This is a genomic window from Geobacillus sp. PLS 41, from assembly GCF_056494105.1.
The window spans coordinates 2,044,992-2,066,097 of the sequence record NZ_CM151395.1 but is presented as its reverse complement, the minus strand read 5'-3'; the positions used below and the strand labels follow the sequence as shown (position 1 = coordinate 2,066,097).

Sequence of the window (21,106 nt, the reverse complement as noted above, 5' to 3'; positions counted from 1 at the left end):
ACTATATAACGTTATACAAACGTTATATAGTTTTATCATGATATCTAATTTTAAAATAGGCTAAATATTTGAAAATGTCAACATATTTTCAGACCGACAAAGCTGTAAAAAAAGGAGGCGATGGACGCTCCTTTCCAAAATAAATGAAAGAGGCGGAAAAACCGCCTCTTTTGATCCTGATCGTCTAATGGCGTCCCTCGCGCGCTTGGAAGGGGACAACGCTCTTACAGAAATCCGCTAAATCTTCATAATCCCCCCCGTGCTCGCCGATGTGACGTGTTTCGAGTAGCGGGCGAGATACCCGGTTTTCACTTTTGGTTCAAAGCCTTTCCAGTTCGCTTTCCGGCGTTCGAGCTCTTCATCGGACAGCTTGACGTTGATCGTTCGTTTCACCGTATCGATCTCGATGATATCGCCGTCTTGGATGAAAGCGATCGGTCCGCCTTCCGCCGCTTCCGGTGAAACGTGGCCGACGGACAAGCCGCGCGAGGCGCCGGAGAAGCGGCCGTCGGTGACAAGCGCTACCTTCGTACCGAGCCCCATGCCGACGATTTGCGACGTTGGCGCAAGCATTTCCGGCATCCCTGGGCCGCCTTTTGGTCCTTCGTAGCGGATGACGACGACATGACCCGGCTTGATTTTGCCGCTGGCGATGCCTTCAAGCGCCTCTTCCTGCGAATCAAACACGATCGCCGGACCTTCATGGCGCGTGATGCCGCCTTGGACCGCGCCGGTTTTGATGACGGCGCCGTCCGGCGCTAAGTTGCCGAACAAAATGGCGAGCCCGCCCGTTTCCGAATACGGGTTGTCAATCGGGCGGATGACATCGTAGTTTTTCACTTGGCAGCCGGCGATGTTTTCACCGAGTGTTTTGCCGGTGACAGTCAGCGTATCTAAATGAAGCGTGCCTTCTTTTTTCGCCAGCTCGTTCAACACCGCCGAGACGCCGCCGGCTTCGTGCAAGTCTTCAATGTAATGCACATCCGACGCCGGCGCGAGTTTGGCCAAATGCGGCACCCGCGCCGCGATTTCGTTGATGCGCTCAAGCGAGTAGTCGATGCCGGCTTCGTTGGCGATCGCAAGCGTATGCAGCACCGTATTCGTCGAGCCGCCGAGCGCCATATCGAGCGCGAACGCGTTGTCGATCGCTTTTTCCGTTACGATGTCGCGCGGTTTGATGTCATGTTCGATCAAATACATCAGCTGCTTTGCCGATTGGCGGACAAGCTCTTTGCGCGCTGGGTCAACCGCCAAAATGGTGCCGTTGCCCGGCAAAGCGAGCCCGAGCGCTTCAGCGAGACAGTTCATGGAATTGGCCGTAAACATGCCCGAACACGATCCGCACGTCGGACAGCCGTAGCGTTCGAGTTCTTCGAGCCCTTTCTCATCGAGCGTTCCGCCTAAATACGCCCCGACCCCTTCAAACACGGACGAGAGCGAAATTTTCCGCCCGTCTTTCGTCACACCAGCTTTCATCGGCCCGCCGCTGACAAAAATCGTCGGGATGTTGAGCCGCATCGCCGCCATCATCATCCCTGGCGTAATTTTGTCGCAGTTCGGAATGCATACCATGCCGTCAAACCAATGCGCCGAGATGACCGTTTCGATCGAATCAGCGATGATTTCCCGGCTCGGAAGCGAATAGCGCATCCCGATATGCCCCATGGCGATGCCGTCATCAACGCCGATCGTGTTCATTTCAAACGGCACGCCGCCTGCTTCGCGAATCGCTTCTTTCACGATTCTCCCAAACTCTTGCAAGTGAACGTGCCCCGGAATAATGTCGATGTACGAATTGACAACCGCGATGAACGGTTTGTCAAAATCCTCATCTTTCACCCCGGCCGCCCGCAGCAAACTCCGGTGCGGGGCGCGGTCAAATCCTTTTTTGATCATGTCGCTGCGCCGCTTTTTCATATTCTGGTCCCTCCATCGTGCAGATTGCTAGGTTGCTAGTATTGTACCACTTTTTCTAATAAAAAGACAATTATCTTTATTCTGAATGCGTTTTCATGATCTACTCTGCGAAAATGAGTCAGAAAAATCAGCCGCTCCTCTTGACAACCGGAGCATTTGGCGTCATAATTTCTTACAAATTATAAATCGCAAGTCTATCCTTGACAATGAAACAACGAGAACGGCACGGGATTAGTAAACCGAGGGAACGCGCCAGAGAGTGGAACCCACAGGCTGGAAGGTTCCTCGCGGGAAGCCGGTTGAACCTGCCCTAGACGGCCGCTTATGCAAACATAAGCCGCACGCCTGCGTTACAGGCCAGAGGTGGGCGCTTTGTGCGCCAAAAAAGGTGGTACCGCGGAACGCTTTTCCGTCCTTTTGCAAAAAAGGAGGAAAAGCGTTTTTTATTGGCCGGCCGCTTCGCAGAGCGGCTAGGCGATCCAACTCATGCCATTCAACACGCAAAGGAGGGAGGAACGCGATGAAACGGCAGCGCGTGGTGGTCAAAATCGGCAGCAGCTCGCTCACCGATCCGAAAGGCGGCCTTTGCCATGACAAACTGTTCGATCACGTTGAGGCGATCGCTTATCTCAAACAGCTCGGCCATGACGTCATTCTCATCACGTCCGGCGCTGTCGCCGCTGGTTTCGGACCTTTAGGCTACCCGGCGCGCCCGACGACAATCGCTGGGAAACAGGCAGCCGCAGCCGTCGGGCAAAGTTTGCTCATGCAGGCGTACAGCTCGGCGTTCGCCCAATTCGGCTTTACGGCCGCTCAGCTGTTGTTGACGCGCAGCGACTTTTACAGCCGCGAGCGGTTCCGCAACTTGTTTGCCACAATCACCACACTGCTTGAGAACGGCGCCGTGCCGATCATTAATGAAAACGACTCCGTTTCCATCGAAGAATTGACATTTGGCGACAATGACATGCTTTCGGCGCTTGTCGCCGGCTTTTTGCACGCTGATGCGCTCATTTTGCTTACGGACATTAACGGGTTGTATGACGCCAATCCGAAAACGAATCCGCAGGCGAAAAAATACGCCTTTTTGCCGGAAATCACCGATGAGATGATCGAAGCCGCCGGCGGCATCGGTTCAGCCGTCGGCACCGGCGGGATGCGCTCGAAGCTTCTCGCGGCTCGAAAAGCACTTTCGTTTGGCGTCAGCGTGTTCATCGGCACGGGAAGCGGCCGAGAAAAACTGGCTGATATTTTAGCTGGAAAAGGAGACGGCACGTACATCGGCGTTCCGTTTCCGAAACAAATGCAAATGCGCAAACAATGGATTGCCTATCATGCTCCTGTCGCCGGCATGATCACGGTCGACAGCGGGGCTGAAGAAGCGTTGCTTATGCGTGGGAAAAGTTTGCTCCCTGCTGGCGTAACAGCGGTTTCCGGCGACTTCCATGCGATGGATGTCGTGGATGTCGTCAATGAAAAAGGGATCACGATCGGACGCGGCCAAGTGTATTACGCCGCCGCCGATTTGAAAAAAGTGAAAGGGCGGCCGAGCGAAGAGGCCCGGCAATACTCTTACCTTCACCGCCCGGAAGTCATCCACCGCGACAATTGGGTCACGTTGCGAAAGGAGAGTGTATCGAAATGAGCGAACTGCTCGAAAAAGCCGAACGGTTGAAAACCGCCTCACAAACGCTCGCCATGCTGTCAGCGGAGGAAAAAAATGAGGCGTTGGAACAGATCGCCCAAACCCTTGACCGCGAACGCGCCTTCATTTTGCAAGAAAACGAGAAAGATATGGCCCAAGGCCGCGAACAAGGGCTGTCGCCGGCTTTGCTTGACCGGCTCCAACTCACCAATGAACGCCTGGACCAAATCATCGACGGCGTCCGCCAAGTCGCCTCGCTGCCTGACCCGGTCGGAGAAATCATCGCAGAGTGGACGCGGCCGAACGGGCTCCGCATCCAAACGGTGCGCGTGCCGCTTGGGGTCATTGGCATGGTGTACGAAGCGCGCCCGAACGTGACGGTCGATGCGGCGAGCCTTTGCTTGAAAACGGGCAACGCCGTCCTGCTTCGCGGCAGCACATCAGCGCTTCATTCGAACAAAGCGCTTGTTGCCGTTATGAAAGAGGCGCTTCGCACAACGGCCATCCCGGAAACAGCCATTGAGCTGCTCGAAGACACGAGCCGGGAAACGGCGCAGCGTATGTTCCGTCTCAACAACTACTTGGATGTGCTCATCCCGCGCGGCGGAGCCGGGCTCATCCGCTCGGTCGTCGAAAACGCCACCGTGCCGGTGCTTGAGACCGGCGTCGGCAACTGTCATATTTTCGTCGATGAATCAGCCGAGCGGCAAATGGCCATCGAGATCGTCCTAAACGCCAAACTGCAGCGCCCATCGGTCTGCAATGCCGTCGAAACGGTGCTCATCCATGAGCGTTGGCCATATGCCGCCGACTTGCTTGAGACGCTTCACGCCCGCGGCGTCGAATTGCGCGGCGACCAACGTCTTGCCTCCGCCTATCCGTTTATCAGCGAGGCAACAGAAGATGACTGGTACACGGAATATTTGGCGCCGATTTTAGCGGTCAAACTGGTCGCCGATGTCGACGAGGCGATTGGCCACATCCGCCGCTACGGGACGAAGCACTCGGAAGCGATCATCACGGAAAACGAGGTGAACGTCCGCCGCTTTTTCCAGGCGGTCGACGCAGCGGTCTTGTACCATAACGCCTCCACCCGCTTCACGGACGGAGAGCAGTTCGGCTACGGAGCGGAAATCGGCATCAGCACGCAAAAGCTGCACGCCCGCGGTCCGATGGGGCTTGTCGCCATCACGACGACAAAATCGCTCGTGTACGGGACGGGGCAAATTCGGGAGTCATAACGATGGCTGCAACGAAGACGGCTTCCTTTTTCACTAAGTTTCTAAAGCATAAAACGATCCGGACCCAACGCATGGCTTCCGGATCGTTTTCTTATTTTTCCATTTCCACAAACACCCAATAGCGGCTGCCGATAAAGTTCACCGCCATCCCGGCGATTGTCGCCGCCAGTTTCGCCAGCCAGAGCGATGCAAACCGTTCCGCGGCCAGCAAAACGGCAAGCGATGCACCGAACGACAGCCCGTTGACGACAAGAAAGCGCAAAACTTCCTTTATATTGGCTTTCCGTTTGACTTGAAACGTCCAACGCCGATTCCAAATGTAGCTGTTCGCCATCCCGGCGCCGTAGGCAACGGCTTGGGCAACCGCCGCCTTAGCGCCTGCAGCAGTCAACAAAAAAAAGACGGCGAAGTCCACCGCGGTATTGCTCACCCCAACGAGGCCAAACCGCCATACGGCTTGTTTTTCTTTACGGAATATACGAAGGCTTTCGTTCATGTTTCGTTCCGACTCCCCACGTTTCGTTGACAATATAGAGCGGACGCTCTTTCACTTCATCGTAAATCCGGCCGATATATTCGCCAATCGCGCCGAGCATGAGCAGTGTCACCCCGTTGCCAAGCAGCATGACCATCAACAATGACGCCCAGCCAGCGACCGTTGAATGAGCAAACCATTTAAGATAAAGGACAACGAACATCCCTACAACGCTGGCCGCCGACAACAAGAACCCAAGCCAACTCGCCAGCTTCAGCGGCTTGTATGAAAACGAGGTGATGCCATCAAGCGAAAACCGAATCATCTTTTTGAGCGGGTATTTCGTCTCGCCGGCGAAACGCGGCTCCCGTTCGTATTCAACCGCCGTCTGCCGGAAGCCGACCCAGCTTACCAGCCCCCGAACAAACCGGCTCCGCTCTCTCATATAGCGTAACTGATCGCACACCTTCCGGTCAATAAGGCGAAAATCGCCTGTATCGACCGGAATGTCGATTTCGGTCGCCGCCCGCAGCAACCGGTAAAACACGTAAGCCGTCCATCTTTTGAACACCGTCTCGCCCTTCCGCTTGACGCGCCGGGCATACACCACTTCATACCCTTCCTTCCAGCGCTCGATCATCTCCAAAATGAGCTCAGGAGGATCTTGCAAATCGGCATCGATCACGATGATGGCTTGACCCGAGGCATAGTCCATCCCCGCAGTAATAGCGATTTGGTGGCCGAAATTGCGGGAAAAGTCAATGTACTTCATGGTGTCATCCTTTACAGCCAATTCCCTTAAGATCTCCAGCGTCTCATCCGTGCTGCCGTCGTTAATGAACAACAATTCATACGGTTCGTACGTTTGCTCCATCACCGTTTTCAGCCGCCGGTACGTCTCGCGGATGACCAGCGCCTCATTATATACAGGGATAATGACAGAATAGGTCGCCATGCATGCTCCCTCCTTGTTTGCTTCTTGCGTTTTTTCTGCGAAAGGGCAGCTTACCACACGCTTTTCGCTTTGCTCTCCGAAAAAAGAGCGCTCCAAACCGCATCGTTTTTGCACCTTCGCGATGGCGGCACAGCTTTTCCTATGCGACATCTCATAATCTCGTGGAAAGACCGCGCGGCGCTCCCGTTGCAAGTGAAAAAACGTGATCGAAGTATTCGCCAACATACTCGAGCACCGGATGGCTAGCCGTTGTACACGTACAGCGTCATTCCTCCGCGGCCCATGCCGCCAAAGGTCTCGCTTTGCCCCCCGCCCCATTGTGACGACGGCACTTCTTGGCAATGCGTTTTGATCCATTGCACCAGCTCATTGTTGCCCCGTCCCTCTCCAGAGAGAAGGAAATACTTCACTTCACCGTTTTGGACCATCTTCTCCAGCTTCGCGGGGGTCAACACTGGATCGGTGCCCCCAAATCCCCCCATCGCCATCACCGCGCGGTCGGTATGAAGCATCATCTCCGCCGCTTCGGTGGCTCGAATGGTCGCGGCCAAGTATTTGGCTTTTCCAGCGTGTTGCTCTAAATAAGCCACTAAAGCGGCCAATGAATGGCGGCCTCCAAGCTCAGTCCCTTCATCCGACCGCACATCCCTTTGCCCTTGCCGCCAGCGCCCGTCCTGCCCCGCCGGCAACCCTGCGGTCGGCATGGCGCCTCTTTCCCCGCGCAAATCGGGCCCTGCATATGGAATCGTGCTGTTTGTTCCGTACAACACAGGCGTCAGTGACCAATACGCCGGCAGCACAAGCAAACCAAGCAACGCAGCCGCATAGATGATCCGCCGCCAACGCTCGCGCCCTTCCATCGCCAACCAGAGGCAAACGACCGCCAGTCCGTAAAATCCAACTGCCATCGGCCACACCGCTGACAATGACTCGTGATATTGCCAAGCCATCCATGTGTCAAACGCATAAGTAGCCAAAAGAGCTGTCGGAAACAGCCATGTCATTCGACGTCCACCGGTTCCAAACGAAGCGAGCATCGTTCCTCCGGCTCCCACCAACACTGCGATCGCCGGAGCCAGCATGCTTAAATAGTAACGATGGTAAAAACCCGCGATGCTGAAAAACACCATCATCGGCCCAAGCCAAGCGAGCCAAAAGAGTAAGAAACGATGAAACGATGTCATTTGGCGGCGGCGCCATACATCAGCCACCCATCCGACAGCTACCACCATCACAAACGGCAGCAGCCAACTCGCTTGTCCGGCTAAAGGGAGTTGAAACAGCCGCAAAACGCCGGGATCGCCAATCTCGCCGCGGCCGATGCCGCCCATGCCGCCTCCTGGAGCAGAAGGAGGGGCGCCTGGCGCTCCGGACATCGAAGGCGGCGCTCCTTCTGAAGGAAATGCGCCATTCTCTCCACCGTTTGGCGGTGCAGTGATGTCACTCATTCTCTCTCTCCCATTCAAATCCGCCCCCATTCTGCCGCCCGGTCCGGCCTCCCCCGTCAGCCGTTCAATGCCGTTGTAGCCAAGGGCCAGCTCCAGGACCGAATTGGTTTTGCTGCCGCCAATGTATGGGCGTTTATCGGCCGGAATCAAAGCGACAGCTCCCGCATACGAAAGGGAGACGGAAAGCAGCACGACCGTAGCCATCGTCAAATAGCCCATCCGTTTTTTCCACGATGTTTTCGCCGCCATCCAATAGAACAAATAAAACGCCGGCAACACCATATACGCCTGCAGCATTTTCATATTAAACCCCACGCCAACGACCGCAAAGCTGCCGATCAGCCATGCGAGCCGCTTGGTCATGACGGCTTTCATCAACATCCAAACCGCGACAAGCAGCGTAAACACCAATACGGCGTCAATGTTGTTCGTACGCGCCACGGCAACAAAAACCGGCGTGCAGGAAAACACGAAGCTTGCCCAGCGCGCCGCTATCCGCCCCGCCCATGGCTTGACGATCACGTACATCATCCACGTCGAGGCAACCCCCGCCAACGCTTCCGGAAGAAGCACGCTAAAATCGCTCACTCCGAACACTTTCACGCTCAACGCCTGCAGCCAAAGCGCCGCCGGCGGCTTATCAACGGTAATGAATCCCTCCGGATCAAGCGCAGCGAAGAAAAACGCCTTCCAACTTGCAGCCATGCTTTTCGCCGCCGCTGTATAATACACATTGGAACCGCTGTTTCCAATTTGATAGAAGTGCAAAAAGGCTGACCAAGCCATGATCGCCGTAATCCATCCATCCCATTTCCATTGTATTTTCTTCATCGACTCTCCCTTTCCGTCATGTTCTTCGTCTCCTACCGTTACGTTACCCCGTGTTGGTGAAAGTTTGGTGAAAAAATCGAGCGAATGGACAAGGTTTTCAGTTCGCTGGCCGCAGACGTGTGCTATGATAAAAGGCGAAAGGAGGTGAATCGTGTGGAAGGGGCCACCATCGTGCAACAAATTTTAAAGGCGCTCGACTTGCATTCCGGAAAAATCCAACAACAAATGAAGGAAATGGAAGATCGGCTGCGCACCGAAATCCAAGATACAGAAAACCGACTGCGTGTTGAAATTCAAGATACGGAAAGCCGGCTACGCGCTGAAATTCAAGACACGGAAAACCGACTGCGCGCGGAGATCCAAGATACAGAAAATCGGCTGTATGCCAAAATTCGCGAGACGGAAGACCGATTGCACCAAAAACTCTTGGATCTGGAAAAACGCACTGACGCTCGATTTGAACGTTTAGAAACGAAAATGAACTATTGGCGTCTTGAATGGTCCGAAACGCAGGAAACCGTCGACTTCCTCGCCCGCAAAACCCTCCAACATGAACGAAAACTCCGTTCCCGGGCTGAACAAAGCGAAATCTCTTAAAAACGAAAAAAGCCAAACCGACCGCCGGCACTTTCCTGCTTGACGATCGGTTTGGCTTCTGCCTTCTGTTGTTTGAACAGGCGCCTGCTTTGATGAATGATCATGATGTCGAGAGGAGGCAAGCCCTTTTCTTTTTATTCCACTCCCTGCTGCTTTGCGATGTCCACGCGTGAAAACGCCTCTTTCATCACCTCATACGACTGCTTCAGCCGCTCATGATAGCGCGGCGCCTCCCACACCGGCCACGTGTACTCATAAAATCGCGCGGCCGGCAGCACATTCCCGTTCATCGCCGGGAAAGAAAACGAATCGTCTCCATCCTCAACGTACAAACCAAGACGAATGCCTTCAACGATGACACGGCTTTTGAGCCCGCCTTTCGACCACATGTCGCCCATCACCTCGCGCCGGCTCGGATCGGTCACGTTCAAAAGCGCCCATGACAGGCGGATTTCGTACATATCGCCATCGCGGCTGACGCTGATATCCGTGAGTGAATCGTATGCCTCATCGTCGGGGTTGGCCGTGCCAAACCGCAACACCCCTGTTTCATATGAGTCGAACGGCACAGCCTTGCCGCGGGCTTCCTCCAATTTTTTGTTCAACGTCAGGCGAATCGGGTGGTAGACGCCGTTATCTTTGCGATTGGCGTACGGGGCCGCCGGCATCATATGCAGCTCTTTTCCGTAATGGAAGTAAAACGTGTCATAGTAGCTGTCGACAAGCAGCCGGGCGCTCTGTTCTCCATGAATGACCAAGGCAAAGTCAATTCCCGCTGTCCGGACGCCAGACAGGCCGGGCAGGAGCGATTGCCCTTGGTTCGGAATCGTGTCAAACGCCATGTAGACCGTCGTCCGATCGGTGATGCGTCCGCTGTCAAGCCGCACATACAAATACCCTTCATCGCTTGTGACGTACAGCGCCCGCTTGCCCTCTGTCCAAGCCGGCCGGATTCCGTTGAATGTCCAATCGTCTTTTCGGCCGTCGACCTTCATCATCGCGGCTGCGCTTGGACCTGGCTCAAACCGAAGCAATCCAAAATGTTGTTCGTTCGTCTGCACGTTCAGCCAAAACGGGCGGCGGTCCCGGTTGTCATAATCCATTGTGTTCCATGTCCGCTTGAACCATTCATCCTGCCAGGAAAACAACAGCCCTCCCGCCATCCACTCATGGACGATGTCCTCAAACAGCTCCCGGTCGATCGTTCCTTGTTCTTGTTCCGACAAAAACCCCTGATTTTTCCCGTGCACATTTCGATGCGCCATGCCGCGCGAAGAAGGAACGCCAAATTCAGCGACCAAAATCGGCATCCGGTGCGCCGCCTTCATGTCGTGCAAGTAGCCGGCATAGCTGTTCTGCTCGCCGCGTTGGTCAACATAGCTGACGTACTTTTCCTCACGATTCAAAAAGTCAGGGTAATACGGATAAATATGGTATGACGCAAACAGCCCGGCGCGCAGCTCGTCAGTGGCGTACATGACATTCGGGTTGACGGAGACAAGATCTTCTTTGACAAGCGGCTCGGCCGGATGGCGGAGGAGGTCGGTCGTCACCCAATTCGTAAAACTGACCGGCCGCTGCCAGCCGTATGTTTCCGTTTCATACGCCACCGCTTCGTCGATCATACGGGCCAGCCATGCCTCAAACGGGCTGGCTCCTTTCGTGTATACGTATTTGCCGCGGTAGTCGCCCTGCTTCGGGTGTTTTTCGTTCGTCGCCGCCACAACGTCCGGATCCCACTCGACACCGAAAATCCAGCCGAGAACATACGGAGAAAGGTCGTATCGGTACATCCCGCCGGCATGCCCAGGCCGTTTCGCAATGCGGGCCTTGCCATGAACGAGGTCAATCGTACGGCGAATGTCCGTGCGAAACGCCTCACTCACCTCAGGCGCCCACACATCCTTCGTCCGCAGCATCGTCCCTTCATCGATCCAGACGCCATGGAACAAATAAAGCGGCTGCTTCGCTATTTGGTTGTACTCGTAAAGCGCCTCGTAAAACGCCGGCGGATGGATCGTATAGACGCGGATGGCATTCGCCCCCATCGCCCCGATGTACTGCAGCCAGCGGAAATATTCTTCCTTCGTAATCTTCGCCTCTCCCGGAAACGCGCCGGGTTTGCTGATGCCGAGGTTGACTCCTTTGATGAGCAGCGGCTCCCATCTCCCGTTGCGGTATACTTGCAAATAGTCGCGCCCGACCGTTCCCGCCAAGCGGACGCCGCTTTGTTCCACCGTTTGAACGGCGTCCTGCAGCTTGCCATCTTCCTTATATGCCTTGATTTCCCGCAAAATCGCTTTCATCATCGGCACGTACGCCTTCCAGTAAAAGGCCGCGCCGTTGTCCGAGCGGCCGTCCTCCGTCCATTTGCGCCATACATCCAGCCCCACGGTCTGATAAACGGAAGGCAGTTCCCCTTGATCAGCGTAATCGCCGCAAAAGTAATACGACTGATACGTCTTTGTCTCATAGCGGACAACGGCCGGAAAGGAAAACGGCAGCCCGATCGCCCGCAGCTTCTCTTTCCCGCGCTCAGACAGCGACAGCGTGTACGTTGCGAGCACCATGCGCTCATCAAGCGGCTTGACGATGTCAAACCAATACGAATACGATGTGCGCATCTTGCCGCCCCAACGGGCTTCCCCCACTTTTGTGGAGGAAAACATGACGCCACCGCCGCCAAGGTCGCGCCGATCGAGGACAAGAAGCCGATCCGACTCATCGACCAACACCATACCCGGCCCGCGGAACGAAAACGCCTTTCCGTATTGCGCTTTGTAGTTTTCTTTCACCCACACTGGCACTTCCTGGCTGTTCAAATCAGGAAAATAACGGCCGATCCAGCCGGTCCACTCAAGGCCGAACAGCTGGGCAAACGAGGCGCGCACTTCGTTTTCTGTCGGATGGGCCATCGAATTGAACTCGGCGATCAACGTTTTCCCGCCTTGGCGGGCAAACCGCCAAAGCGACTCCATCTCCTGCCGCTCAAGCCCGCCGTACACTTTCGCCCGCGCGCCGTCCGTTTGCTTGTGGACAAACTCTTCCTCATATACCCCATATGTGTCAACGATATAGACCGCATCGTACCGTGCCATCTCCTTTGGCAGCGGCCGCACCTCGTACGTTTCATCCTGTTTCGGCGCAAACCCGGCGTAATCGCGCGCAGCTTTGTATCGCTCTCCGTTGCCGTGGACGTATTTTTGCTGATTCAAGACCCAAACGAGCCCTTGATGCTCGCGATACGACCGATCGGGCACCGTTTTGTCGACAATGAGCAAATCAAGCTTTGTTTCTGGTTTCAGCCACCAAAGCCAATAGGGCGCGAACAGAACCAGCACTGCCAAGACCATATACACATAAAGCCAGCTGAACACCCGCTTCTCCATCTCCCCACTCTCCCAATCTTTCACCTATTTCCCCTATTTATAACAAACGAAACGATTGTCCGGCAAGAACAGGCGGATGCGGCATTCGAAATTTCTTTTTTGGTCAACCGAAGTCCATTTCCAATCAAGTGGCGGCAACCCTTGCCAATGAGGAAATCAAAAAAGCAAGCCCCTTTGCCTAGGAGCTTGCTTGCCCGCGGCTAAATCCTCTCAACGGTTCGGCTCGTACACATCCCACGTCCATTTAATCGACTGAACAATTTGGTCCGCCGCCTGTTCAGCCTCGAGCTCATTGATGATGACGCGGGAATGATGGAGCGCATAGGCTGATTGGCGCTGGAAAAAGAGCTGTTCGACTTCTTCCAACGTTTTGTTTTTCAACACTGGGCGGCTGTCGACAATGAGCGGCAGCCGCTCTTCCTTCCAATGCTCCCACGACAAGTCAAGGAAAAAGACGATGCCGTGGGCCAAACAGGCGCGCCGCACGTCTTCCTGCAAATACGCACCGCCGCCAAGCGAAAGGATTTTCAACCTCGTATTCGTACATAAATCAACGATCAGCTCCCGCTCAACCTGCCGAAAATACGCTTCCCCTTTTTGCGCGAACATCTCCGGAATCGACATCCCGTGCCTCCGCTCGATTTCCGCATCGACATCGATAAAGTCGCGGTATAACTTCTTTGCCACGAGCTGCCCGATCGTTGTTTTCCCCGCTCCCATAAAGCCGATCAAAATGATATTTCGCTCGCGAAGCGGGATGACCGTCTGCCTCTCCACGCTGCTTCACCTCTTTTTACTCTCTCTTTCCGGAAGACTGGCGGATGACAAGCTCCGGATGCAAAATCGTCCGTTTCGGTGCACTCGCATCCCCTTTCATGCGTTCATGCAGCTGCTTGGCCGCATAGGCGCCGATCTTCTCAGGAAACGCGGCGACAGTTGTGAGCGGCGGCTGAAACAGCGCCGATTCTTGAATATTGTCAAACCCGACGACCGCGATGTCGCGCCCTGGAACGATCCCTTCCTCTTTTAAGCCAAGCATCGCCCCAAACGCGACGACATCGTTGTAACAAAAGAGCGCTGTCGGCGGGTTCGGGTGCTGCAACAGGCGTTTGACCGCCATCCGCCCGCCTTGCCTTGTCGTCGCCGATGGCACAAGCAGCGTGTCATCCATCTCGATGCCCGCCGCACGCAACGCTTCACTGTACCCCGACCGGCGCGCTTTCCATACGGACGATTGCGGAGACCCACCGATAAAGGCGATGCGCCGATGGCCGCCTTCGAGCAAATGCTCGACCGCCATCCGCCCGCCGGCTATATTATCGATCCCAATATAATCAAACTGTCCGGCCGGAAGTTCATCACGGGCAAACAATACAACAGGAATATCCCACTGCCGCAGCCGCTCGAGCATCTCTGCCGAACATCCAGGAACCGGGCTCATGATCACACCGCCCACCCGATGCTCCAGCATCGTCGACAATAAGTCGTCTTGTTTTTCCGGCCGGTCAAACGTCGTGCCTAAAATGACCGTATATCCTTCCTGATCGAGCGCCTCATGGACGCCAACGAGCAATTCGGAAAAAAACGGGTTGTCAAGTTCGGTGATAATAAGACCAACTGTCGACGAACGCTGCGAACGCAAATTGGCCGCCACGCGGTCATAGACGTAGCCAAGCTCTTTCATCGCTTGGAGCACTTTTTTTCGCGTTTCTTTCGAAATATTCGGACTCCCACGGACGACAAGAGAGGCGGTCGCCCGCGACACGCCGGCGTGTTTGGCGACTTGTTCGAGCGTCACGCGGGAACGCTTTTTATCTGACACCGTTCGAATCACCTGCTTTACCGTCGCTTTCACCTATCAAAAGTATAAAGGCTGGCGGCAAGCAGTGTCAATGCAAGGCGTGGGCTGCCGGGAAAACAAACTTCGAAACAAAAAAACCCGGCAGCCTCGCACAAGGCAAGGAGCCGGGAAGGCGGCAAGCCGCCGTTCGTTCATTCATATGATCTCGTTTTCTCGCAGCCGCTCAATGTCTTCCTTGGACATGCCAAGCATCGTTTGCAAAATCTCTTCGGTATGCTCGCCTAAATCCGGAGCAGTGCGGCGGATGGCGCCTGGTGTTTTTTCGAATTTCGGCACAATGCCGGGCATTTTAATTTTGCCAAGGCGCGGATGGGCGACTTCGATGATGTTTTCCCTTGCTTGGTAATGCGGATGCTCAAAAATATCTTTAATGCTCAAAATCGGGCTGACCGGCACGCCATGCTCATCCAAAATGTGAAGCAATTCATCGCGCGTCTTCGTGCGGATCCAGTCGGCGACGATGCCGTTTGTCTCTTCATGATGGGCGAGCCGCCGTTCGTTTGTGCAAAATTTCTCATCCGTCAACAGATCTTCCCGCCCCATCGCCTTCGCCAGCCGCTCGAATGTGGAATCGGTGCTGGTGACAAGCACGACCCAATGCCCGTCTTTCGTCATAAACGTGCCCGCCGGGCTCGAATGGCCGGACAATCCCGGCGACCGCTCGCGCACTTTGCCCAATTGGTCATATTCCGCCACCAAAAACTCCATCATGCGGAACACCGATTCGTAAAGGCCGATATCGACCATCTGCCCTTCGCCGTTCGGAAGGACATCGCGGTGGTAAATGGCCGTCACCGCCGCAAACGCCACATAAATGCCGGTAATGTAGTCCGTCAAGGAGAACGACGGGCTGACCGGCGGACGGTCCGGATACCCTTGCAAATACGTAAACCCGCTGAACGCCGTCGCCGGCGTGCCGAATCCGGCTTTCTCGCGAAACGGACCTGTTTGCCCGTAGCCCGAGACGCGAATCATCACCAGCTTCGGATTGATCCGCTTCAGTTCTTCATATCCGCCGCCCCATTTTTCGAGCGTGCCGGGGCGGAAATTTTCGATGACAATATCGACGTGGCGGACAAGCTCTTTAAAAATATTCATTCCTTCTTCTTTGCGCAAATCCAACGTGAGCGACCGTTTATTGCGCGCCAGTCCGGGCCAGCGGAGCGGCTCCCCATCCTTGAACGGCCCGACATGGCGGAGCGTATCCCCTTTTCCTGGCAATTCCACCTTGATGACATCGGCGCCAAAATCACCGAGCAAAACCGCCCCAAACGGCGCCGCGATCATTGTCGACACATCGAGCACTTTGACGCCTTCCAGCGGCAAACGCGCCATGACAATCTCCTCCCCCATTTCGATTTATTGTCCGTATGTCATGATGACCGACAACGCGGTCCGGACGTCTTCAATCGGAATTTGCCCCGGCGCCGAGCTTTGCCGTCCGACTGCAAAGGTGACGGCAGAGCCGAACAATCCGCCTGCCAGGCGGGTGATGGCGCCCAATGCCCCCATCGACATCGTGATCAGCGGGATGTCCACCTCTTTTCGCGCTTCTTCCGTCGCCTGCAGCAGCGTGAGCACATCCCCCCGCGTTTTCGGCATCACAGCTGCTTTCGCGATGTCGGCGCCGCATTGTTCCGCTTGACGCATTTTCGCGACAAGCTCTTCCTTCGATGGCGTATGATCAAAATTGTGGTAAGACAACACAAGGCGCACTCCATAGCGGCGCGTCAGCTCCCGGACGATCGGGATGCGCGGCCCATGGGCAAGCTCGTAATCAAGCAAATCGATCGCCCCGCTTTCACAGACGGTTTCAAACAACCGAATCTTTTCCTCTTCCGTCAACGAAATCGGTTGCCCGCCTTCCTGTTCGGAACGAACCGTAAACAAAATCGGGATGTCTCCGGCAATCGCCCGCATCTTTCTCGATGTGGCCGCCACTTCCTGTTCGTCCCGAATCGCCTCGAAAAAGTCCGCCCTCCATTCAATGAGATGCGGCTTTTTCTCCGTGATTTGCCTTGTTTCCTCCAACACTTGCTTCGCGTCCGCTCCGACGACCGGGGCGCAAATGCACGGTTCGTCTCCCCCGATCAAGACATTGCGCACACGGACAGCACGCTTTGCAATCGCCATATGCTCTCCCCCTTATGGTCGATAACCTAGTTTTTCGGAAATGGCTTGTGCTCCTTCTTTTACGAGCCTCTCGAATTGTTCCATCACTTCCCGTGTAAATCGATGCGCCGGCCCAGAGACGGACAAGCAGGCGCCCACTTCCCCGCGGATGTCGAAAATGGGCGCCGCAACAGCCGCAGAGCCGACTTCCCGTTCATCGACGCTGGATGCCACACCGCGCTCGCGAATCGCCTCAAGCTCCGCCGTCAGACGATCCAATCGTTCCTTTGTCGGCACTTGCGCAAAAATCCGCTCTTGAACTTCGGGCGATTGATAGGCCAACAATACTTTTCCCCCCGCCCCCGCCCAAAGCGGCAGCCGCTCGCCGATTCTCACCATATGGCGCAGCGCTTGAAGCCCTTCGCACTGTTCGATGCAAACGCGGGCGTCTTGTTCGAGCACGTACAAGTTCACCGTCTCCCGCGTCTCGTCGCGCAGCCGCTCCATCACCGGCCGCGCGATTTCCCGCACTTCCATCGATTTGCCGGCAATGTATCCTAAATAGTACACCCCTTGTCCAAGACGGTACTTTAACGTCTCCGGATCTTTGACGATAAGGCGGTTTTGCTCCAGCGTGGCGAGCAGGCGCGTCGTCGTCGATTTGGCGAGCGAAATCTTTTTCGCAATTTCCGTGAGTGATAGCTCTTGTTCCTCGAGGGTAAAACAATACAAGATGTCAATGGCCCGCTGCACCGTGCGCAAGCCGGCTTCGTGTTTTTTTTCTTCCTGCACCTGTTTGTCTCCCCCCTTCCTTATGTTCCGTTCAACGGAATTTCATTTCTTTTAGTGGAACCTTACTCCCATTTTAGCATCTTCATTCACCGCCGTTCAAGCTTTTTTTCGCGTTTCTTTCCTTTTTGCTTTCAACAAGAGAAAGGGCGGCGAAGCCTTTTTTCATTTAAACGTCTGTGTGAAGGGACATATGCTGCGTTAGGCCTGTCTTCCTGCCCGTCCATTGTCTGAACGGATTGCATAAACAGTTCAAATTTTTCAGTAAGTTATGGACAAACGAAAGCGAACTTTGTTATAATCCATTCAAGAATTCCATTTAAAGAAAACAAGTTACATACAATGGAACAAAAAAAGGGGGGATGATCAGCGAACATTTGAGAACCGATCACTTCATGGAATGATCGAACATCAAAACGCGATGTCCAATGAAAGGGAACTCGCTATTTTTTCGTTCTCATACTGCATACGCTTTCTTACATCAATACCAAGGATGGTGAACAAAGATGAAGCACAAACGACGTTGGGCGATGGCGTTTTTGATCGCGTTAGGCGTCATCATCAACTATTTCGACCGCATCAACATGTCCGTCGGCATCCAGCCGCTTTCCGAAGAATTCGGCCTCACGCCCGGGCAGCTCGGCATTTTGCTGTCTGCGTTTGCCTGGTCTTATGCCATTTTGCAAATCCCGGCCGGCGTCATCTTGGATAAAATTGGCGTCAAATGGGTGACGCGCATCGGGACGATCATTTGGACAATCGCGTGTTTCTTGACCGCTATCGCCAGCGGCCAAGGGCTCGTCATGTTGTCACGCGTCTTGTTGGGCATCGGGGAAGCGCCGTATTTCCCGTCAGCCGCCAAAGCAGTCGGGCAATGGTTCCCGCGCCATGAGCGGGCGACCGCGATTTCCCTTTACGACGCCCAGTCGAAGCTGTCAAACGCCATCGGCACCCCGATCATCGCGTGGATCATCACCGAATGGGGATGGCGGGCCGGCTTCTACGTGACCGCTGTACTTAGTTTGATTTATGCCATCATTTTTTGGGCAACGTACCGCGATCCGCATGAGGACAAGAAGCTTTCGAAAGAAGAATATGACTACATTGTCCAAGGCGGAGCGCAAAAGTCGGATGAAACATCGGGAAACGTTTGGGAGACGATTCGGTATTTGCTGACGAAGAAAAAAGTGTGGGCGACATTGATCGGGTTTGCCGCCTACGGCTACTCGTGGTTTTTGTTTCTCACGTGGCTTCCCGGCTATTTGGCGACGGAAATGCACATGTCGGTGCTGAAATCAGGCTGGTACGCCTCGATTCCGTGGATCGTCGGCACGATTTCGGAGATCGCGATCGGCGGATGGCTCGTCGACCGGCTCATCAACAAAGGAGGCCATTCAACGCGCGTGCGAAAAACGTTTTTGGTCATCGGCATGCTGCTTGGGCTGTCCGTCATCGGCGCCGCTTTCACGACAAACCCGAACATCGCGATCCTTTGCATTTCAATTGCCCTTGGCGGCCTAGTCATCACATCCTCGATCGCCTACAGCATCCCGACATTTATTGCTCCTAAAGGAACTGTTGGAACATTAACCGGCCTTTTGACGTTCGGCAACAACTCGATGGCAATTGTCGCACCGATCGTCACCGGCTTTATCGTTCAAGCGACCGGCTCGTTTATGTACGCGTTTCTCGTTGCGGCGTTCATTTTGCTCGCCGGCATTTTCAGCTATTTGTTCCTGCTGACCGATTTAGAGCCGATCGAACCGATGGCTCGGCCGGACACAACGCAAAACGCAAGCATCGGACACATAAAAGTGCGATAGCGAAAGAGAAGCGCCTTCGTCCAACGCGGCGAAGGCGTCTTTCCATGCTGCGGCTTTGCGGTGAATCAAGCTTCTCGCCGCCTCAACGCAACATCCATCCGTTTAATGCCCCGTAAACCACCCAAGCGGCACAGTCACAAGGGACGGGAAGAAAATCAACAGAAGCAACAGAAGCGTCTCCACCAGCAAAAACGGCCAAACTCCTTTCATGATGTCCTCCATGTTGATTTTCGCCACCCCGCAGGCGACGTTCAGCACCGTGCCAACCGGCGGCGTGAGCAGCCCAATGCAGTTGTTTAAAATAAACAATACCCCGAAGTACACCGGATCGATTCCCGCTTTTTCAATAATCGGCATCAGCACCGGCGTCAAAATGAGCACTGTCGGCGTCAAGTCCATCGCCGTTCCAACCAACAGCACCAAGGCGTTAATGGCCAAAAGCAGCGCGAGCGGATGGTCGATGAGCGGCGCGAGCACATCTGTCACGATCGACGGAATGTTGGCGACTGTAATGAGCCAGGCCGACACCATGGCGGCGGCCACCAAAAACATGACGACGCTTGTCGTTTTCGCCGCGGCCACGAGCACGTGGAACAAGTCTTTCACTTTCAGCTCGCGGTAAATGCATAGACCGACAAACAACGCGTAAAACGCGGCCACGACCGCCGCCTCGGTCGGCGTAAACACCCCTCCGCGCAGCCCGCCGACAATGATCACCGGCAGCAGCAGCGCCCAAAACGCCTCGCGGGTCGCCCGCCAAATCTCTTTCGCCGACTGACGTGGAAGCACTTCCACTTGATCTCTTCGGGTCACCCACCACCAGCAGATGGCCAGTGAAATGCCAAGCAAAATCCCGGGAACAATGCCGGCCATAAACAGCTTCGTGATCGACACGCCGCTTGTGACCCCAAAAATGATCATCGGAATGCTCGGCGGGATGATCGGGGCGATGATGCCGCCGGCAGCGATAAGGCCGGCTGAGCGGTTGCGGTTGTACCCAGCTTTGACCATCATCGGGATGAGAATCGCCCCAAGCGCCGCTGTATCGGCCACCGCCGACCCCGACAACCCGGCGAACAACACGCTCGCGATGATCGCCACATACCCGAGCCCACCGCGGATATGGCCGACAAGCGCCATCGCAAAGCGGATGATCCGCTTCGAAATGCCCCCGGCGTTCATGAGCTCCCCGGCGAGCATAAAGAACGGAATCGCCATCAGCGGAAAGCTGTCTGCGCCGCTGATCAAGTTTTGCGCGATGATTTGCGTATCAAAAATGTCCAAATAAAACATCAAGGCGACGCCGCTGACCAAGAGCGCAAACGCGATCGGCATCCCGAGCGCCATGACCCCTAACAGCGACCCGATAAAAACGACCAACGCCATTTACCGCTCACCTCCAGCGGCGCCTTGCGTTCGCCCGTGCGCCCATTCTGCCGCTTCGTGCTCGACGGGAGCGGCCGTCATGATTTCTTCTTCCGATTCTTTCATTCTCGTCAGCTCCTCAATCGCCCCGGGGCGAAACAGCGCCTGATACAAATGGTACAAAATAATGAGGCTCATGCCGATGCTCACGACAAGCCCGGTTCCGTAGATGAACGCCATCGGCAGGCCGGTGGCCGGGGCTTTGCTTTCCAATCCGCTCATTGTCATCTTCCAGCTTCCATCCAAAAGCAAATAGAGAACATACAGCACGATCGCATTGCTGATGACAAACACGACGCGCTTGGCGCCGGTCGGCAGCTTCCGCACCAATGTATCGACGCCTAGATGGTCATGGTCTTTCAAAGCACCGACCGCGCCTAAAAACGACATCCAAATGAACAGAAAGCGCGACATTTCTTCCGACCACGTGATGCCGGAGTTAAATGCGTAGCGGAGCACGACGTTGCCGAATACAAGAATGGACATAAACGCGAGGCAGAACGCCATTAAGGCATTCAGCGCCTTCTCCAGTACGGCTCCGATCCTTTTCATCGCTGTCCCCTCCAAGTCTGCAAGAATGGAAGAACTCTTAAGGGGT

The 21,106-nt window shown here is 55.0% G+C and carries 16 protein-coding genes; 4 read left to right on the top strand and 12 right to left on the bottom strand.

Features of this window, described 5'->3' with window-relative positions; all coding sequences use genetic code 11:
• Positions 1–237: 237 nt before the first annotated feature.
• Entirely contained in the window at positions 238–1,917 is a 1,680-nt protein-coding gene (gene ilvD, locus ACVX3G_RS10360) for a dihydroxy-acid dehydratase (protein ID WP_023633537.1), read from the bottom strand.
• Between the two features lie 520 nt (positions 1,918–2,437).
• Between ilvD and proB the strand changes: the two genes are divergently transcribed.
• Together proB and ACVX3G_RS10350 are read left to right on the top strand one after the other, a co-directional pair.
• Positions 2,438–3,562, top strand: a complete 1,125-nt coding sequence (gene proB, locus ACVX3G_RS10355; RefSeq protein ID WP_011231534.1) for a glutamate 5-kinase — start codon at positions 2,438–2,440, stop codon at positions 3,560–3,562.
• Complete coding sequence (locus tag ACVX3G_RS10350; protein WP_014196088.1) at positions 3,559–4,803, top strand: glutamate-5-semialdehyde dehydrogenase; 1,245 nt, start codon at positions 3,559–3,561, stop codon at positions 4,801–4,803. Before proB ends, ACVX3G_RS10350 begins: the two co-directional genes overlap by 4 nt.
• Before the next feature lie 91 nt (positions 4,804–4,894).
• Here the strand turns inward: ACVX3G_RS10350 and ACVX3G_RS10345 are convergent, their stop codons facing one another.
• From ACVX3G_RS10345 to ACVX3G_RS10335, 3 genes are all read right to left on the bottom strand, one after another.
• On the bottom strand, positions 4,895–5,299 hold the full coding sequence (locus tag ACVX3G_RS10345) for a GtrA family protein (RefSeq protein ID WP_014196089.1): 405 nt from the start codon (positions 5,297–5,299) through the stop codon (positions 4,895–4,897).
• Positions 5,271–6,233 (bottom strand): glycosyltransferase family 2 protein, encoded by a 963-nt coding sequence (locus ACVX3G_RS10340; protein WP_014196090.1) that lies wholly within the window; start codon positions 6,231–6,233, stop codon positions 5,271–5,273. The genes ACVX3G_RS10345 and ACVX3G_RS10340 overlap by 29 nt, the downstream gene beginning before the upstream one ends.
• Positions 6,234–6,475: 242 nt before the next feature.
• Positions 6,476–8,512, bottom strand: coding sequence for a glycosyltransferase family 39 protein (locus ACVX3G_RS10335; protein ID WP_014196091.1), 2,037 nt, complete (start codon positions 8,510–8,512; stop codon positions 6,476–6,478).
• Positions 8,513–8,665: 153 nt separating this feature from the next.
• Here ACVX3G_RS10335 and ACVX3G_RS10330 point away from each other — a divergent pair, with 153 nt between their 5' ends.
• The gene (locus ACVX3G_RS10330) at positions 8,666–9,109 is read left to right on the top strand and encodes a hypothetical protein (protein WP_014196092.1); all 444 of its coding nucleotides are present in this window, start codon (positions 8,666–8,668) and stop codon (positions 9,107–9,109) included.
• A 134-nt stretch (positions 9,110–9,243) separates the two neighbouring features.
• Here ACVX3G_RS10330 and ACVX3G_RS10325 read toward each other — a convergent pair whose 3' ends face one another.
• From ACVX3G_RS10325 to ACVX3G_RS10300, 6 genes are all read right to left on the bottom strand, one after another.
• Entirely contained in the window at positions 9,244–12,498 is a 3,255-nt protein-coding gene (locus ACVX3G_RS10325) for a hypothetical protein (RefSeq protein ID WP_025039179.1), read from the bottom strand.
• A 210-nt stretch (positions 12,499–12,708) separates the two neighbouring features.
• On the bottom strand, positions 12,709–13,275 hold the full coding sequence (locus ACVX3G_RS10320; RefSeq protein ID WP_014196094.1) for a shikimate kinase: 567 nt from the start codon (positions 13,273–13,275) through the stop codon (positions 12,709–12,711).
• Between the two features lie 16 nt (positions 13,276–13,291).
• Entirely contained in the window at positions 13,292–14,320 is a 1,029-nt protein-coding gene (locus ACVX3G_RS10315) for a LacI family DNA-binding transcriptional regulator (protein WP_033025632.1), read from the bottom strand.
• Between the two features lie 174 nt (positions 14,321–14,494).
• Positions 14,495–15,694, bottom strand: a complete 1,200-nt coding sequence (locus tag ACVX3G_RS10310; protein WP_014196096.1) for a CaiB/BaiF CoA transferase family protein — start codon at positions 15,692–15,694, stop codon at positions 14,495–14,497.
• A gap of 24 nt (positions 15,695–15,718) precedes the next feature.
• Positions 15,719–16,492 carry a type I 3-dehydroquinate dehydratase gene (aroD, locus tag ACVX3G_RS10305; RefSeq protein WP_014196097.1) on the bottom strand — a complete coding sequence of 258 codons (774 nt, stop codon included), beginning with the start codon at positions 16,490–16,492 and terminating at the stop codon, positions 15,719–15,721.
• Positions 16,493–16,504: 12 nt separating this feature from the next.
• Positions 16,505–17,263, bottom strand: coding sequence for an IclR family transcriptional regulator (locus ACVX3G_RS10300; RefSeq protein ID WP_014196098.1), 759 nt, complete (start codon positions 17,261–17,263; stop codon positions 16,505–16,507).
• Positions 17,264–17,766: 503 nt separating this feature from the next.
• Here ACVX3G_RS10300 and ACVX3G_RS10295 point away from each other — a divergent pair.
• Positions 17,767–19,083: an MFS transporter gene (locus tag ACVX3G_RS10295; protein ID WP_014196099.1), complete on the top strand. Its 1,317-nt coding sequence runs from the start codon at positions 17,767–17,769 to the stop codon at positions 19,081–19,083.
• A gap of 102 nt (positions 19,084–19,185) precedes the next feature.
• On the opposite strand, the gene ACVX3G_RS10290 is transcribed toward ACVX3G_RS10295, so the two are convergent.
• Together ACVX3G_RS10290 and ACVX3G_RS10285 are read right to left on the bottom strand one after the other, a co-directional pair.
• Positions 19,186–20,469, bottom strand: a complete 1,284-nt coding sequence (locus tag ACVX3G_RS10290) for a TRAP transporter large permease subunit (RefSeq protein ID WP_014196100.1) — start codon at positions 20,467–20,469, stop codon at positions 19,186–19,188.
• Positions 20,470–21,060, bottom strand: a complete 591-nt coding sequence (locus ACVX3G_RS10285) for a TRAP transporter small permease (protein ID WP_014196101.1) — start codon at positions 21,058–21,060, stop codon at positions 20,470–20,472. It abuts the gene before it with no gap.
• Between the last annotated feature and the right edge of the window lie 46 nt (positions 21,061–21,106).